The 17,635-nt window shown below is 32.5% G+C and carries 15 protein-coding genes and 1 pseudogene; 2 read left to right on the top strand and 14 right to left on the bottom strand.

The window, feature by feature from the left end; translation table 11 throughout:
* Positions 1 to 44 precede the first annotated feature (44 nt).
* From ABWH96_RS02270 to ABWH96_RS02255, 4 genes are all read right to left on the bottom strand, one after another.
* Positions 45 to 1,001 carry a type IX secretion system membrane protein PorP/SprF gene (locus ABWH96_RS02270; RefSeq protein WP_375579927.1) on the bottom strand — a complete coding sequence of 319 codons (957 nt, stop codon included), beginning with the start codon at positions 999 to 1,001 and terminating at the stop codon, positions 45 to 47.
* Positions 1,002 to 1,114: 113 nt separating this feature from the next.
* The gene (locus tag ABWH96_RS02265) at positions 1,115 to 1,894 is read right to left on the bottom strand and encodes a uroporphyrinogen-III synthase (protein WP_375579926.1); all 780 of its coding nucleotides are present in this window, start codon (positions 1,892 to 1,894) and stop codon (positions 1,115 to 1,117) included.
* 25 nt (positions 1,895 to 1,919) lie between these two features.
* Entirely contained in the window at positions 1,920 to 3,005 is a 1,086-nt protein-coding gene (locus ABWH96_RS02260; protein ID WP_375579925.1) for a DUF4271 domain-containing protein, read from the bottom strand.
* Positions 3,006 to 3,034: 29 nt separating this feature from the next.
* Positions 3,035 to 4,693 carry a hypothetical protein gene (locus tag ABWH96_RS02255; RefSeq protein WP_375579924.1) on the bottom strand — a complete coding sequence of 553 codons (1,659 nt, stop codon included), beginning with the start codon at positions 4,691 to 4,693 and terminating at the stop codon, positions 3,035 to 3,037.
* Between ABWH96_RS02255 and hemW the strand changes: the two genes are divergently transcribed.
* Positions 4,677 to 5,807 (top strand): radical SAM family heme chaperone HemW, encoded by a 1,131-nt coding sequence (gene hemW / locus ABWH96_RS02250; RefSeq protein WP_375579923.1) that lies wholly within the window; start codon positions 4,677 to 4,679, stop codon positions 5,805 to 5,807. The two genes, ABWH96_RS02255 and hemW, sit on opposite strands and share 17 nt — an antisense overlap.
* On the opposite strand, the gene ABWH96_RS02245 is transcribed toward hemW, so the two are convergent.
* The 3 genes from ABWH96_RS02245 to ABWH96_RS02235 all read right to left on the bottom strand — a co-directional run bounded on the left by ABWH96_RS02245 (position 5,804) and on the right by ABWH96_RS02235 (position 8,990).
* The gene (locus ABWH96_RS02245) at positions 5,804 to 6,523 is read right to left on the bottom strand and encodes a LytR/AlgR family response regulator transcription factor (protein ID WP_375579922.1); all 720 of its coding nucleotides are present in this window, start codon (positions 6,521 to 6,523) and stop codon (positions 5,804 to 5,806) included. The two genes, hemW and ABWH96_RS02245, sit on opposite strands and share 4 nt — an antisense overlap.
* A gap of 18 nt (positions 6,524 to 6,541) precedes the next feature.
* Positions 6,542 to 7,576 carry a sensor histidine kinase gene (locus tag ABWH96_RS02240; RefSeq protein WP_375579921.1) on the bottom strand — a complete coding sequence of 345 codons (1,035 nt, stop codon included), beginning with the start codon at positions 7,574 to 7,576 and terminating at the stop codon, positions 6,542 to 6,544.
* A 100-nt stretch (positions 7,577 to 7,676) separates the two neighbouring features.
* Complete coding sequence (locus tag ABWH96_RS02235) at positions 7,677 to 8,990, bottom strand: NAD(P)/FAD-dependent oxidoreductase (RefSeq protein WP_375579920.1); 1,314 nt, start codon at positions 8,988 to 8,990, stop codon at positions 7,677 to 7,679.
* A 607-nt stretch (positions 8,991 to 9,597) separates the two neighbouring features.
* On the opposite strand from ABWH96_RS02235, the gene ABWH96_RS02230 reads away from it, so the two are divergent.
* On the top strand, positions 9,598 to 9,906 hold the full coding sequence (locus ABWH96_RS02230) for a hypothetical protein (protein ID WP_375579919.1): 309 nt from the start codon (positions 9,598 to 9,600) through the stop codon (positions 9,904 to 9,906).
* Positions 9,907 to 9,998: 92 nt separating this feature from the next.
* Here ABWH96_RS02230 and ABWH96_RS02225 read toward each other — a convergent pair whose 3' ends face one another.
* The 7 genes and pseudogenes from ABWH96_RS02225 to ABWH96_RS02195 all read right to left on the bottom strand — a co-directional run bounded on the left by ABWH96_RS02225 (position 9,999) and on the right by ABWH96_RS02195 (position 16,958).
* On the bottom strand, positions 9,999 to 10,865 hold the full coding sequence (locus ABWH96_RS02225; protein ID WP_375579918.1) for a serine/threonine protein kinase: 867 nt from the start codon (positions 10,863 to 10,865) through the stop codon (positions 9,999 to 10,001).
* Between the two features lie 417 nt (positions 10,866 to 11,282).
* Positions 11,283 to 11,540, bottom strand: a complete 258-nt coding sequence (locus ABWH96_RS02220) for a DUF6952 family protein (protein ID WP_375579917.1) — start codon at positions 11,538 to 11,540, stop codon at positions 11,283 to 11,285.
* Entirely contained in the window at positions 11,521 to 11,832 is a 312-nt protein-coding gene (locus ABWH96_RS02215; RefSeq protein ID WP_375579916.1) for a thioredoxin family protein, read from the bottom strand. The genes ABWH96_RS02220 and ABWH96_RS02215 overlap by 20 nt, the downstream gene beginning before the upstream one ends.
* 118 nt (positions 11,833 to 11,950) lie before the next feature.
* Positions 11,951 to 13,428, bottom strand: a pseudogene (locus ABWH96_RS02210) (glycine--tRNA ligase).
* Between the two features lie 153 nt (positions 13,429 to 13,581).
* Complete coding sequence (locus ABWH96_RS02205) at positions 13,582 to 15,270, bottom strand: PAS domain-containing sensor histidine kinase (RefSeq protein WP_375579915.1); 1,689 nt, start codon at positions 15,268 to 15,270, stop codon at positions 13,582 to 13,584.
* 181 nt (positions 15,271 to 15,451) lie between these two features.
* Entirely contained in the window at positions 15,452 to 16,066 is a 615-nt protein-coding gene (locus tag ABWH96_RS02200) for a class I SAM-dependent methyltransferase (protein ID WP_375579914.1), read from the bottom strand.
* Positions 16,044 to 16,958 carry a patatin-like phospholipase family protein gene (locus ABWH96_RS02195; RefSeq protein ID WP_375579913.1) on the bottom strand — a complete coding sequence of 305 codons (915 nt, stop codon included), beginning with the start codon at positions 16,956 to 16,958 and terminating at the stop codon, positions 16,044 to 16,046. Before ABWH96_RS02195 ends, ABWH96_RS02200 begins: the two co-directional genes overlap by 23 nt.
* Between the last annotated feature and the right edge of the window lie 677 nt (positions 16,959 to 17,635).

Here is a 17,635-nt window from a genome sequence, read left to right as displayed (position 1 = left end):
TTACAATTTTGATAAAAAAGTTCTATTCTGCAAACTTTTTACGATTAATGTCTAAATCTAGGCGTTCGCACTACCTTTTTTCCCGATGTAGATATTGCTGGAAGTCTATAACTTACCATGATTTCATGTGAAGTTGTACTTTTCGCGCTTTGTGCTACAAGGGTATAATCGAATGCATAACCTAATTTTAAAGTATTTTCTTTAAAGAAGCTATAACCTAACATAGCTATAGCTGCTTCTTGTTGTCTGAATGAAAGACCACCCCAAATTTTTTCTTTATAAGTGGCAATAGCCGAAATATCAAATGTGTAAGAACTAAATTCTGTAGTTCTCACTAAGAAGCTCGGAGTTAAATTAACATCATAGTTAATTGGAAAGGTATAACCTCCTGTTATTAGGAAATCTTTAGGATAAGGATTTCTTACGGCATCTGCACCGAAACCAAATTCAGCTTCAATAAGGTGATTAAATGCAGCTCCTACATAAAAATCCTTGTGTTGATAATTGACCCCTACTGAAAAATCAGGCCTAACTTGTGTGGCCTGTACATTGTTGATATTAGGATCATCATCATCAATATAAATATAGCCATCTTTATTTAAATTTTGAGTAATTACCCCTCCTCTAAAACCAATACTGATTTTAGATTCCTTGATACCCAAATGATAAGCCCCAGAGGCTTGTACCTGAATAAAATTTTGATTGGCTATATCATCATTTAGCACATAAAACCCAAAGCCACTATTATAGCGCATTATTGGGGAAGTTAATGATACTAGTTGGGAATTTATTCCTCCTCCAGGTCCGTTTGAAGGGGTATAACCAGCCCATTGAGTTCTGTGCATTGCTGTTAACTTGGTATAACCTTCAACCCCTGAATATGCAGGGTTATTAAAAAGATTATTGAACATGTAATGAGAGAACTGCACATCTTGACCGTGGGCATTGAAAACACCCACCGTCAAGAAGATTAGAGTTAATATTTGTAGTAATTTTTTCATATCCTCAACACTTTAGAAGGATAAATATAATAAAAATAACTTTTGTTCAAGCTTTTATGTAATTAATTTAAAGTTATTATAGAATTATATATATTCAAACAGCTAAAATTCAATTACTTAAGCCCATTAGCTTTTTTTATATAAAGTTCCAATGCTCCTGTCATTGAAGGTGCATTTGGTAATGGGGCTTCAATATCTATTATTAATCCTGCATCCCTAGCAGCTTGGGCTGTTGTTGGTCCGAAAACTGCAATCCTAGTCTTATTTTGTTTGAATTCAGGAAAGTTAACGAATAATGAATTAATTCCTGAGGGACTAAAGAAAGCTACAATGTCATAAGTAATATGCTCTAAATCAGATAAATCTGCTGCTACTGTCCTGTAGATAATTGCTTCAGTAAAATTATATCCATTCTTAGTCATGAAGGAAGGAATATCATCTTTTCTGATATTTGAACAAGGGAACAAATACTTTTCATTCTTGTGCTTCTTAATTACGTTCAAAATATCCTGTGCGGTTCTCTCCCCTACAAAAACTTTTCGTTTCCTAACGACTATGTATTTTTGAAGATAATTAGCCGTTTGTTCTGAAATACAGAAATATTTCATCTCAGGTGGCATTTCAATTTTGCTATCCTTACATATTCTAAAGAAATGATCTACTGCATTTCTACTAGTGAATATGATAGCAGTATGCTTTAATATATCAATTTTTTGTTTCCTAAATTCCTTAGAATCTATAGGATCCACCTTGATAAATTGCCTGAAATCAATTTTAATTTTGTACTTATCCGCCAGTTTATGGTACGGAGAGTTTGAAATATCTGCCGGCTCAGGTTGTGAAACCATGATACTTTTTACCGGATAAAATCGGTCTTTTACAGTTGTTGACATGTTAATAGGTCTACTTTGAAAAGTTTTATCTCATGAAATATTTTAGTCCAATTAAAAATGGGAATATTTCTGTGGTGCAAAAGTAAGAAAATAAATAGAGATTAGTGAAACTGCTTAATTTTAATATTTTAAAATATAGTAATATCAACCTGACTATATAAAATATAAGCAGAGCATATGTGGCAATAGACAACCACAATGCAGGTATGGTCCCTGAAAACAGATAAATAAAGATCGAGCTAAAAAATAAAATAATTACAAAAAATAAATTTATATTAAGCATTTCCTTTACATAAAAGGCTGGAATCTTACCATTCCCAAATAAATTAGAAGCTATGGCTACTAATATTACCTTAGCAATGAATCCAATTGCAACTATGATCAGAATTTTAAAATATTCTAAAATCCCATTTGCTTCGATTCCTAGAAATTCAATACTAAACCCAAAACTTAAAAAATAAATTAAGCCTGCTGTCAGAAAAGCATAAAATCCAGCAAACACCAAATTATCCTGATCCATAATCCGAACCCTGGTTTGGTCTCCTTCATTTAATCGGGTGGTAAATATTTTACTAATAGATAGAATATTAAGATAGCGCCTATCGTAATTAATTTTTATGATGACCATAAACAAAGAGGCTCCTATCAACAAAATCAATAAAATATTATCTGAAATCCATTTATTATCCCTTTCGATATTTTCTAAAATAGAATATGATCCATTTTCATTTGCCTTTTCAATAGAATAAATCCCGTAACTTAATCTTTGAACATCATTATCAAGGCGTAGGGATATTTTTTCTCCGATAGTATCATTAAATGAGTGTTCCAAAAAGCCCGCTGATGAACTCTTAATTAATTTCTCACCATCAAATAAATAGACAGGTGCATCAGAATTGACTTCTAAAAATAAAGCTGAAGAATTATATAAATTTAAATTAATTGTCCTCAAACTATCCGAATCCCATTTTTCAGAACCCGATATAGTATCTGCTTTATGCCACACCCTTACTTCCTTTTCAGGAGTAGTTTGCATGTTTTCCTTCTCCGAACTTTCCTGATCACAAGAAAAAAACAGAAATATAGATAATAGGAATACTAGCCTTTGCATTAATAATTATTCTATTAATATGATGTTAATTAAAAAACTGCAATATAACCAAAATGCACCTTTCCTTGTGAAAAATCAGGCATATTTCCTGTTTCTTGTCCTAATGCATAAATTATTCTAAACCAGCCGTTTTTACTTTTAATATCTAAACCAGCACCCATTGTGTACACCCAGTCGATATTTGATTGTAATTTCGCAAAATCAGTCAACAAGAAGAAACTCGACTTTTGATCCAGAAAATATCTGTAGTTCAAATTTATTAATCCATAATATCGGGTATAGAAAAAATTTCTATCAAAGCCTCTTAAATTTTGCAACCCTCCTAGGCGCATTAGGTCATTTTGAGATAAAGCTGGGTTTTGTATTGCGCTATATTGTGGAATTGCTTCAATTAAAAACCTCTGGCCTAAAACTTTCTGCAAATGAACTTTAAAGCCACCACTAATGGTGTTACTATTTTCAGGAACGTTTTGCCAAATTGTAGGTAAGGATGAGAAATTTGTAATTTCTTTTTGGCCAAAACTTAAGTTTATATTAGAAAAAAAATAATCTTTTAATTGTGGGTAAGTTAAGGGACTTTTCCATTCCAAATTAATCAAAACCGCATTAACCGTTGAACTTCGTAATGGATTGAGGCTGGTAATCTCCTCTTGCGTAAATTCCCGTAAAATATTGTTGGTAAAACGCTGATAGGATAACCCTACTTGCAATGCTTTCCATATTGGGTAATGAACTCCTGTTTGTAAATTAGTTTGTAGAAACGTACTATCTTCTTGTAAAAGCTCAAATCCAAAATTAATCCCTAAAGGGCTTCTAAAAGCATAGGACTGTTGAATTTTAGTATTCAGAAATTGAGAATTGGCTGAATATTTCTGCCAAAACACATCCATTCCGACCCCTCTTTTAAATAAATTTCTCAAGCGGGCATCCACTTGGCCAGTTAAATTAGTACGTGAACCCTCGGGAACCACACCTATTATAGCATCAAATTGATTAGTTTTTACTTTCTTAATATCGAGACTCACTTTTGCTTTATTATTTGCGAAAGCTAGTTCAGGAGAAGAAGACAAGCTGATAAATTCCAATTGATCTATTTTATCTGAAATATTTTGATATTCCTTTATATCAAAAGGTTGATCATATTTCAAGTCCAATCTATTACTCAAATAAGTTTGATTAATAGATTGACCATCGCCATTTAAAATCAATGAATCATAAAGAATATAGTTTTGGGATATAATATTTATGCTTGCCTCAATTTGATCCCCCTGTAAATTATCGATTGATAAATTAGCCTTTGCTAAAGGATAGCCTTTTCTGTGATAGTTAATTCTTACATATTCATTTATCCTTTTATTTAAAATAAATTGATTGGCAATTTTTCCATTTAATTTATCTACTAGTGAGGTTTTAGTAAACCATTTATCTTCAGTCACTTCAATAGACTTCCAATAATAGGCACTTCCCTTTTCAACTTGTAGATTGCTTTGCGAATCTATACTAACTTTGGCTTCCCAATAACCTGATTTAATTAAGGAATCTTGGATTCCTTTTTTCTGTTGGTATAGGCTGTCACTTGAATTTTGAGCTAAAGAAATTGAAGTCACTGTAAAATATAGGAGAGGCAGTAGCAGGTACTTCTGTAAAATTCGAATTAGATTTGCATTAATTTTGGCAGGTATATACATACATATTCCCTTTTGTAAGCAGGCATGCTTCTACTGTGATTTTCATTTTTCCACCAATATGGCGATTAAAAACGAAATGGTGGAAGCAATCTGTAAAGAAATTGAACTTCAGCAGAATTATCTGGAAGGTGAGATAGTTAATTCCATCTATTTTGGTGGGGGTACGCCTTCTGTTCTTGAAGAAAGTCACTTGAAATCCATACTCAATAAGCTTAAACAACATAATGTTATAGCTTCAGATGCTGAAATCACTTTTGAAGCGAATCCTGATGATATCACAGCTGAAAAATTGCAGATGCTATTTCAAAATGGCATCAATCGATTAAGTGTGGGCATTCAATCTTTCGATGAGGAAATTTTGAAATGGATGAACAGGGCACACAATAGCAAGGAAGCTTTTCAATGTCTGGAGTGGATAAAGGAAAGTGAATTCAATAATTTTAGTCTGGATTTAATTTATGGAATCCCTATTGCTACTCATGAAATTTGGGAAAAAGATTTAAAAACCTTGGTTGATTTTCAACCTCCTCATATTTCTTCATATTGCTTAACCATAGAGCCTGATACGGTTTTTGGAAGATGGCAACAAAAAGGAAAATTAACTGAGGCTTCAGAAGATTATGCCTCGGAGCAGTTTTTATATTTAGCTGAATATTTGCAAAAATCAGCTTATGAACATTATGAAGTTTCCAACTTTGCTAAAGACGGTTTTTATTCAAAACACAATAGTAGTTATTGGCAACAAAAGCCTTACCTAGGAATTGGGCCTTCTGCTCATTCTTATGATGGAAAAAACAGGCAATTCAATATCTCTAATAATGCAAAATATTTAAAGGCAATCCAAAAAAATGAAATCCCAGCTGAAATGGATTTGTTAACCACTGAAGATCGCATCAATGAATATTTAATGACTTCTTTGCGAACTTCAATGGGCTGTGATCTTCAATATTTGAAAAATGAATTAAATTACGATTTAATAAAAAATGCAAAACCCCTAATTGAGCAGTGGAAAAGCTCAGGACTTTGCATTTTAGCAGGCCATCATTTAAAGCTTACTTTAAAAGGCAGGCTTTTAGCTGATAAATTGGCTTCGGATTTGTTTTTGGTGGATTAGAGACTCATCAAATCTTTAAATTTGGTAGCCTGCCTTCGGCTTACTTCTACTTTATCTCCACCTTTAAGTTTTACCATTAAGCCCCCGTTGAACCAGGTTTCAATTTCATCTATCCATTCCAAATTGATGATGTGCTTTCGACTCACCCTAAAGAAATGTTTGTTATCCAGTTTTTCGTCTAAGGCATTTAATGATTTGTGAATCATTGGTTTGTTTTTATCAAAATAGACTTTGATATAATTCCCATCAGATTCAAATAAGCGAACATCCTTTAATTTCACAAACCAGCAATTATCTCCATCTTTAACAAAAACCTGATCGTTTACTGTGAGTTGATTGCTTTTTTTACTTTGCTCTTCTTGCGCTTCGACTTCTTTTCTGATTTTATTTACTGATTCTGTTAACCTTTTTGGTTCTATCGGTTTCAGAAGATAATCAAGAGCATTAAACTCAAAAGCTTTTAAGGCATATTCATCATAAGCTGTGGTGAAAATTACTTTAGGCGTTTTCTCTAAGGTTTCCAGTAATTCAAAACCTGTTCTGCCTGGCATTTGAATATCTAAAAAAATCAAGTCTGGATTTAACTTATCAATCATTTCTTCTGCCTCATCTGCATTAGCTGCTTCACCCAATATTTCAATATCTTTATATTCAGCTAATAAATTACTCAGTTCTTTACGAGCCAACCTTTCATCATCAATAATTAATACCTTCATATCTATAAATTAAAATTTTCAATAACTGATTTGAGGGATTTTTACAGTGGTTAAAACCGTGCCCTCCTGTTCATTTTTGATACTAAACGCAGACGCTTTATCAAAGATTAATTTTAATCTTTGTTTTGTATTTTCTATTCCAAAGCCTTTGTGTTTCCTTCTTTTGTCAAGTTTGAAATTTCCAGAATTTCTAATAAATATATTCAAACATTTTTTATCATCAACCTGAGTTTCTATTGATAACTTTCCACCGTAAGTTAAATTTGAAATACCATGCTTGATTCCATTTTCTACTAAAGTCTGAATCATCAAAGGCGGTACTTGATATTTATAAGAATCAGGATGAATTACAAACTCTGTAGTGAGTCGTTCTTCATACCTAATCTTTTCTAATGCTAAAAAGTCGATGACCGTATTCAATTCATCATTGAAGTTAATCAATCTTTTCTTATCCAATATTAATGAGTTTCTAAGGATATTTGACAATTGGGTAATAGAATTCTTTGCTTTTGCAGGATCTTCATCTACTAAAGCCCTCACGCTGTTTAATGCATTAAATATAAAATGAGGATTAAGCTGTGATTTTAAATTATTTAATTCAATCTCGTTCATTGCAGCCTCAAACTTCAATGAGCGATTATAGTTTTCTACATAGTGATACATGAAGTAAACTAATGACCAAAGAAAGAACAAGATCAAATAGGCTAGAATATTTAGAAAAATCACCCTAGGATTAAGATCAAAAGCAGGGTCTAGAAAACCTAGTAATGATGACAGCCCAAATAAAAAACCGTAATTAATAATGCTGAGAATAAAGCAGGCAATGATTACTCTAACTACCAGTTTTTGAATAATTATCTTCAGCCAACCGTTTCTAATAATAAAGTTTCTATAAATATGGGTGAGGCAAATATAAAAAGGGACAAGAATGAGCTGGACAATTATCTGCTGAGTAGAAAGATTTTCTCCAAAGTATGCTAAAAAAATATTGAGTAAGCCATAGGCAGACCAACCAACTATTTGAAGCGTCCAATACAGTACCTTTTTGTTCATCTCAAGTCTGGCTCAAAAAATGGATCATTCATTTATATATTCATCACAAAATAAGCTTCTTTTTGGAGATTTAAGAAACCGTCTATCAAATGATCCCACTTTATGTTTTATCCTTTTGGCTCTTTACTTTAGGAACAAACGGGCGAATGATTAAGCGAGTCCCCCTATCATAGGTGAAATAATTCCATATCCAGTTACTGAGAATTACAATTTTATTTCTGAAACCAACAATCGAGATCAAATGAACAAACATCCAAATAAACCAGGCAAAAAAGCCTCCAAAATGAAGGTTTTTTGGTAAATCAACCACTGCTTTATTACGACCAACAGTTGCCATACTTCCTTTATCTAAATATTTAAAAGGTTTTTGTTCCTTTCCTTTTAAAGAAGCTAAGATATTTTTTGCCAGCCTTTCTCCTTGCTGCATGGCAACAGGTGCCAACATAGGATGACCTTTAGGAAAATCTTCCGTTTCCATTAAGGCTATATCTCCTACAGCATAGATATTTTGGGTACCCTCCACTAAATTATAGTTATTAACTTTATATCGACTATTCTTTACACTTTGATCGGACAGCCCGTCAATTACATTTCCCATAACACCTGCTCCCCAAAGTAAAGTGGCAGCAGGAATAGATTCCTTATTGTTAAAAACAACTCTTTCTCCATCATAGCTATCCACCATAGTGTTAAGCTTAACATTTACTTCAAATTTTTTGAGATATTTTTGCGCCTTTTTATCCGCAAATTCTGACATCCCACCCAAAAGCCTATCCATTCCTTCTACAAGGTAAATATTAAGTTTGCTAAAATCTAAGTCGGGATAATCGTTTGGTAACACATGCTTTTTAAGTTCTCCTAAGGCACCAGCCAACTCCACACCCGTTGGGCCTCCACCTACTATAACAATATTCATTAGCCGTTCTATCTTTTCTTCATCTGAACTTAAAACTGCCTCTTCAAAATTTTGAAGAATATGGCTTCTAAAATCTAAGGCTTGAGGAATTTGCTTTAGTGGAAACGCCTTTTCAAATTTTTCATTTTGACCAAAAAAGTTAGTTTTGGAACCAGCCGCAATTATAAGGTGATCAAAGGATAATTCCCCTACATTACTTATGATTTTGCTTTCCTCTTGATCAATTTTAGAAACGGTAGCCATTCTAAAAAATATATTCTTGTGGTTCTCTAATAGCTTTCTCAATGGGCCAGCAATTGAATCGGGCTCAAGTCCAGCTGTGGCAACCTGATAAAGTAAAGGCTGGAAAGTATGATAATTATGGCGATCGAGTAATACAACTTGAACATCATGACCTGCAAATTTTTTAGCCATGGTAATACCAGCGAAACCTCCTCCTATTATGACAATTCTTTTTTGACTTGTATTGGGTATTTTAAACGAATTAGGCTTATCCATATATAAATTTCTTAAAAAGTAGACTCTTTATTAACTCCTCTAAAATTATTAGGTTTTATGAATTAAACCATCAAGAATTTAGTATTAACATTCAATTATTCTTACATAAATGAAAAAAATATGGTGCTTATTCCGCAAAGAAAAAGAAGCAAATAGAAGCTCTTGAAAGGATACAAAATCTAAAAATGAAAACAATGAAAAATATATGTTTAAATAACCTAAACCAATGTATTTTTTTAAGAGGCATTTTTAAGTCCAATTTTATTAATATTTCATAATTTAAATAATTATCCAACAGCTTATAAATGACTGATTTTCACCTCTTTACTCAAAAGAGATAATTGATAAATTAAATTTTTCAGACATAAAATTTAATAGAAGACATCTAAGGTAAATAATTATTTTTAAATCATTTCTTAATCAGTAAACAGAATAAACTTTTTTAATATAAAACAAACACAATATATTCTAGTATTGAATAAAAAATACATTTTTAGTTTAAATATTACACGTATAGTACATAGACAAAATTATTTATTAAAAAAAGGAAGCAACTTTTTGATAATATTCTGCGTCAACCCTATATAAGAACCTAAAACAAAACAATATGAAAAGGGCAGTAGTAATTTTAGCAATGATTTTTGCATTTGGAAGTGTATATGCAAATGACGAAAAAGTGTCCATTGATGAACAATTAATCAAGGAAGTTAAAGCTGATATGGAAGAAGAAGTCTTTTTTATCAGTGATATGGAGCAGGAGGCTGATGTGTTGATCTATAATTATGATGGAAAACTTTTACACAGCTTTCAAAAAGAAAATATTGATCCTATAGCTATGAGAAATGTGGATTTACTTATGGAAAGTAAATCACAGAAAATATTTATTAAAGTTAAGGAACTAAATACTACAATTTAAGATTAAGTAGTTATAGTTTAATTCATAGTGAATGGTTGATGTTTTGGTAAGTAAAAGCCTCCATGCTGAGAAGCAGGAGGCTTTTTGCTTTATTAGTTTTCCTGTACTACAGCATCTAATAATTGAAGAGCATTTCGCCCTAAATGCTTAGCAATAATTTTTCTATAACTAGGGCTAGTCCTGTATGATTCAGTTAAAAATTCCTGAAAAGGTTGAGCCCAGTCACTATTTTTTGGCATTACAATTCCGAATTCTTCGGCCGTTTGGTCGCCAGCGGGATGTCTTTTAATTGGTTTTTTAGATTTTGTTGCATCTAAGTAATAGGTGAAATCAAGATTGGCAAAGTAATCGGTACTGTTGGTTATAGTGTTCATTGCCTCCTCAAAAGAATTAACATATTCAATAGTCAAATTTGGATAATACTTCTTCTTGATCTGTAGGATTTGTTCTTCATTGGTAGATCCTTTTACCGTAACTGCCTTTTTACCAGCAAAAACGTCTGCAATTTTACTAATGTCATTTAGAGTAGGAAGTGCTTCATTACTTAGCATCATGCCAATGTTAGTTATATAGGGAGGGCTAAAGTTATAAGATGCTTTTCTTTTTTGAGTGATAGTGGTATTACTTAAACCAAATACTCCATTAGATGATTTTTTAATCGCATCTAAATAAGAGGTGAAATTATTAGCATGTTCCTTTTTCATAGTGGAATTCACTGTAATTCCATAGTTATCTAAAAGGAAAAATTCGAAATCACTCATTACATCTACACATACTCCTTTAACTTCACCACCAATATTTGCAGCAAAGCCAGGTGCTTCAGAATAGACGTAAGTTAAATTAGCTGTTTTACTTTCCTTTGCTTTTGCAAAAGTATCCCCTGTATACTGTGCCTGAGATTTAACTCCAGCAAATAGCAAGGAAATGATTAATAGGGAATTGAATAGTAGCTTTTTCATATGCATAAGTTTGTTATTTAAATGTCAAAACTTGTCCCAAATTTTCAGGATGATTCGCAATTAATATTTATCAGGCATTTTGGTATAAACTTTCCCTCAAATATTCATGCTCATTTCATTATATTTATTTAGTATCCAAGCTGAAAAGTAGTTAATGCAATTTGAATTAGGAAGTTATTTTCTGTAAATCAAATACTTTTATCGATAAAATAAAACTTATAAAAGATAGAATGCAGAAATACTGAACACAAAAGCAGATAAATATTAATTTTTAAAGAATATTTGAAATATTTTTTTGAATAAAATGAAAAAGCACAACCTCCAATAAGAGATTGTGCTTTCATATATTTAACCATAAATCTTTATTAAGAAAACTATTCATGTATTCACCGGAATGTTTTCTACTACAATTATGATTTAACTATCGATTGACCCCATTACTCGTTTCATAAAACCATTTAAAGCTTCCTTTTTTGGAGTTCCCGATCTAACATCTTTGCTTACTTCCAAAGCCCCTGAAAAATTGGAAAGCAGTTCACCGATTACTTCCAGTTCTTCATCTTTTATTCCTTTAGCTTCAATCAAATCTTCCAGAAGATCCATGGTTTCCACCACATAATCTTCATCATTTTTCTCGATGAATTCTACAACATGCTTAATTATTGGTAACCTCATCTAATAAATCTGTTATAATGCTTGGTTTATTTCCTGATATTGAATTCACTAATTTACCGTTTTTAAAACCCGCAAAGGTTGGAAGGTTTTTAACTTCAGCTAGCGATCTTGAATTTGGCAATTTCTCGGCATCCACATAAACAAACTTTATATTTTCGTTTTCTCCTGCCACTCTTTTGAATTTAGGTTTGGTGATTTTACAGTTTCCGCACCAAGTGGCACCATATTGCACCATTACCATTTCATTGCCATCAACTATCTCTTGTAAGTTATCTTCTGCTAATTCTATCATTTCAATTATGTTTAAATCCTTGTACTTAAATGAACCACAAATTTAAGAATAGGTTACGATTAATTAAATTGATTGTTTACATATGATTATAGACAAAATCTATGCACATAAAATACATTTATAATTGCTCATAAATTCTATTGTATGAGGTCGCTTTCGCAATAAATGATTCCAATTCACTTATCGGCATTCTCTCCTGTTCTGTACTATCTCTGTGTCTTATCGTCACAGTATTATCCTCTAAAGTCTGATGATCCACCGCAATACAGAATGGTGTACCAATCAAATCTTGACGAGTATAACGCTTACCAATTGAAGCCGCTTCTTCATAAACCACATTAAATTCACCTTTCAGCGATTTATATATTTCTTGTCCTTTTTCAGGTAAACCATCTTTTTTAGTCAATGGAAGAATTGCCGCTTTAACTGGTGCCAGGGCTGGGTGCAGCTTTAAATAAGTTCTTGTTTTAACTTTATCGCCTTCCCCAGTCTCTTCGTTTTTAAAGGCACTGCAGAACAACATCAAAAACAACCTATCGGCCCAACGGAAGTTTCCACTACATAAGGAATATAATTTTTCCCTACCTCCGGGTCAAAATATTGTAATTTCTTTTTGGAGACTTCTTGGTGGCTCTTTAAATCAAAATCCGTACGACTGTGGATTCCTTCTACTTCTTTGAAACCAAATGGAAATTTATATTCAACGTCTACTGCTGCATTTGCATAATGTGCTAATTTTTCATGCTCATGCAATCTTAAATCTTCATCTGCTATTCCGATGGCTTTATGCCATTTTAAACGCATATCTCTCCATTTCTCATACCATTCCATTTCTTCACCAGGGCGAACAAAAAATTGCATTTCCATCTGCTCAAACTCACGCATTCTGAAAATAAATTGACGTGCAACTATTTCATTTCTGAAAGCTTTTCCAATTTGGGCAATCCCAAATGGTACTTTCATTCTAGCTGTTTTTTGGACATTTAAGAAATTAACAAAAATACCCTGTGCGGTTTCAGGTCTTAAATAAATTTTTCCGGAACCATCCGAAACACTGCCAATTTGAGTGGAGAACATTAAATTAAACTGACGAACTTCAGTCCAGTTAGCAGTGCCTGAAATGGGGCATTTGATATCTTCAGCAATAATCAACTCTCTAACAGCTTCTAAATCTTCTGCTTCTAGTAACTGCCCTGTTTTTTTCAATAATGCATCTGCTTTTTCCTGATCTCCGGTATTTTCGTATTCGGCTGCTTTTTCTTCCAATAAAACATCCGCTCTGTACCTTTTCTTGGAATCTTTATTATCAATCATCGGGTCATTGAAACTCTCAATGTGACCAGATGCCTTCCAGGTATCAGGATGCATAAAAATAGCAGAATCCAAACCGACAATATCATCATTGAAACGGGTCATGGTATTCCACCAAAGCTCTTTGATGTTTTTCTTTAATTCTGCTCCATAAGGGCCGTAGTCATAAACAGCTTGTAAACCTTCATAAATTTCGCTTGAAGGATATACAAAACCGTATTCTTTAGCGTGAGCAACTATATCTTTAAAAAGTGTGTTTTCTGGGGTTTGTTCTTTCTTTGCCATGCCGCAAAGATAAATTAAATAGAGCCTATTAGGCAATTAGAGAAGAGAAATTTATATCTGATTGATTATCAGTATTAAGCAATAGCTAATAACAAGATTTACAATAAAATTCTTTTTGATTTCACGTTGAACTTCAAAGGAATGATTAAGTTTTTAAGCTTTTGGCAATTTAATGGTAAAAGTAGTTCCCTCTCCTTTTTCGGATTGGAGATCTATAGATCCACCTAGTCTTTCCACCATATCTTTAACAATATATAGCCCTAAGCCAGAACCTTTAGAATTTTCAGATGCTCTAAAAAACATGTCAAATATTTTTGATTGAGCCTCAAATGGAATTCCTTGACCATTGTCTATCACCTTAATTAAAATATTATTAGCTGCAAACTCTGTTTGAACCGCCACATATTTACCTGGATTTGCATGCCGGTGATATTTTATAGCATTATCCACTAAATTATTAAAAATAACTCCAAGTCTTCCTTTATCAGTTTCTATTATAATATCTTCTTCAATTCTCATGCGAAAATCAATGTCAGCAGATAGTTCACGATATTGAGTGTTCTCAAAAGTTTCTTTTACCAAATCACGGATATTTACATTTTGTTTGATAATTTCAGTACGTGTATTTCGAGCAAAGCTGATGATTTCATCAATAAATGAATAAAGTTTTTTAACTCTATTTTTCATCATCCCAAGCAACTGCTTTAGTTCCTGGCTGTCTTCGGTTGTATCTCCAATATTAATTAAGCCTTGTATAGAGTTTAACGGAGCTCGCAAATCATGAGAAACACTGTAAACAAATCTGTCTAATTCAGCATTAGTTTGCTCTAAAAGCTGATTTTTCTCTTTTATTTCCTCCTCTTTTATTTTTTTATCTGTGATATCAACCAATGAACCTACCATTCTGACTGGCTTTTCATCGTTGGACCATTTTGCCTGGCCAGATCCCTGAAACCAACGATAAGAACCATCCTTGCATTTCAATTTATATTCAACAGAAAAAGGTTCTTTATTTTGAAGGTGTCTTTTAAAATCCTTTACCAAACGCGGGTAATCTGATTTTTCTGCCAATAGATTTTTAAAGCTATGCTGATCTGGTGAAAACTCTGTTGGTTTATAACCCAATAATTCATACAATTTAGGTGACCACCACTGTTGATCTTTGTTAATGTTTTCCCAGTCCCATATACCAGCATTCGTGCCTTCAACTGCTAATCGAAATCGTTCTTCACTTTCTTTTAATTTCCTGTCTTGCTCCAGGATTTTTTGCTCAGATTTATACTGTAATTTTACTTGGAAATAGATTACTATTGTTAAGCCCACGAAAGTAAAGAGATAATTTAAAAAGTAAATTTTATCTTCTTTAGCCTCATTTATAGTATCAACTTTCACAATTTTGTATGCTGTCAATTCGCTAATCACAAAACAAGAAAAAGCAACAAAGCCATAAAACAACCAAACTTTTATATTTTTATAGCCAAACAGCGTAATTGAAGCAACTAAAATTGGGAAAAGATAAAGTTGAGAGCCGTAATATTTACCTTCATTGGACATGAAAATAAAAACAAAAAATATAGCAATAAGTAATAAACTATGCTTTGCTAATTCATATTTACCAAAACGATTTAGAAGGAAACCGAAGAGCCCTCCAAATATGCCCACCATGAAAGAGGGGGTTAATGAAATATCCCAAAGAAAAACATTGAGCAAGCCATTTACCGTACTTATAAAAGTTAGAATTAAGCAACAAACCCCTACTAATAAAGCTTTACGATAATCTCCTTCAGATTCTATGTGAGTCCCCTCACTCAATATTATATTTCGAAATGAATATTTTTTCATACTGATAATCAGTAAATATACTTATTTTTCGAAATTTCTTTAATTAGTCAAGACGTAAACATTTCTTGCGGATGTATTATTTGAATAAAAATTGTAATTTTTAAGCTGTTGAAGATTAATTAAACAATATTGATAATCATAGATCCCCTAAACACAATGTAATAAAATAAAGCGAATTTTATTATTGTTTATTAAACATAAAAGTACCCATTGTATGCCTGTTTTCGACCACTACTTCTTTATAAGGCTCTATTAATTTGATGTTATGTTGCTGAAAATTCTCAACGAAAGCATCTGCATTTACTACATATCGAATTTGCTCATTTGGGTATTGAAAAACTCCTTGATTTAAACCGATGACCTCGTCAGGAAAATAACGATCGGTCATTGTTCGAATAAAAATCTTACCTTTTGGCTTTAACAAGCGGACCAGTTCATTCATCATCTTTTCAAAATGCTCCTTACTTTTTGCAAAATGTAAGACAGCACTGCAAATGATCACATCAAAAGTAGAATCGGGGAAAAGTATTTTATCCAAATTCATGACTTGAAAGCGTGCATCTATATCTTCTATTTTATATTGCTTGGCAATAAGCTTCAAAAATTGAATAGCTTCAGGGTTTTGATCAATCCCAAAAACATCCATACCATTCTTAAAACAGTAAGTTAGGTTTCTTCCTTCACCACAACCGGCATCCAAAATTTTAGCATGCTCAGGTAAATGTCCTTTCATAATAAAATCCAACCAATAGAGGTCAATATTGCCTAATTCATTATTGAGTTGTTTCCATTCCATTTTTATATTGGGCGTAAGATTTTTCAAATGCAGTTTTTCCTAATTCTACTAACTCATTGCTTTTATAAAATTCAAATGTGCCACAAGAATTTCTAGAAATTTGAATTAACATATCAGGCTTAATGATTTCCATCTGCAAATTGGTCATTTTCTCTTGCATTAAATCTATAGATCTGTTGAGCAAATCGAAATAACCTAATTTTTTGGGGAATGCTTGTGTTTCTTTAGAACTATTAGATGGGAAGAATTTTCTAATTCTTTTAGTAAAATCCTCCAAAAACTGCTTGTTCTTTTCGTCTTGCTTCAGTTCTTCAGCAGTAACCGCTACTTTTTTCTCGAAAGGAATGGCAGCATTTACATCCACTGCAATTAAGATATCCCCATCAGTTCTTTTTACCCTATTTAAAGGAATGGGATTTAGCACTCCACCATCTACTATTTCTTCATTTTCATGGTAAACGGGAGTCATAACCGTTGGGATGGCACAAGATGCGCGTAAAGCATCCATCAAATTTCCTTCTGAAAAAAGCACTTCCTTTTGGGTTCTTATATTAGAAGCAACAGCAGTAAAAGGAATAGAAAAGTCCTCTATATTGTACTCTCCCAACAGCTTACGCATTTCTTTGAATACTTTTTCTCCCCTGACAATTCCTTGCAGGCTTAAAGTGAAATCCAGGAGTTTAAAAACATCGATCTTGTCAAAATGGGTAACCCATTCTTTATATTCCTGCATTTTTCCTGCAGCGTATAGTCCTCCAATCACAGCGCCCATACTTGATCCTGAGATAGAAGAAATCTCAAATCCATTTTCCTCCAATGCTTCAATTACGCCAATGTGGGCAACTCCTCTGGCGCCACCACTTCCTAAAACTAAGGCTACTTTTTGTTTCATGATGATTAAAAAATTTGGCTGAGGAGCAATTTAAGAAAAATTAATAGAAAGGAGATGGATAATAATCTATGTTATAGGTAATATCCAAAATGATTAGATTTAATTGATCATAATTAAGAGAACTACTATTATTAAATAATAAAAATACTATTTCATTTTCCTTTTTCGGTATTCTAAAATAATAACAGTTAAATTCATTACAATTAAAGACACAAAACCGGCTTGAGTATCAATGAAAAAAAATATGCCTAGAGATACTAGAATAAGTATGACTTTGACTAGGGTTATATTTTCCATGGTTTCTTCAGTTAAAGGAATTATTATCTGAAGAACTACCTAATATAATTATTGTTAACCCATTTTAAAAACCCTACTGATTAAGTTAATTACGGAAAAATAAAGTATTGGGGCTATACATACTAGCAATTCCCAAATTTATCTTTCGTAACGGCTATCGTTCCGGAGCAGACCTGTAGGTGAATAATACAATGATTATTAAAATTATCGCTAATATGATTACCAGTGCACCCGCTTTATTATTAGATTTTTTTGACTCAACATATGATAAGTAAATCGCTAAAATCAAGAAAGGCAAATAATACCAGAGATTATATACTTTTAAAAGAAACAAAGTAAAAACGCCTAAAACAGCGACTAATCTTAAATACGAATGCGGA

The sequence above is a fragment of the Marivirga tractuosa genome (assembly GCF_042140215.1).
Taxonomy (GTDB): Bacteria; Bacteroidota; Bacteroidia; order Cytophagales; family Cyclobacteriaceae; genus Marivirga; species Marivirga tractuosa_A.
This window is presented reverse-complemented; position numbering and strand designations above follow the sequence as displayed.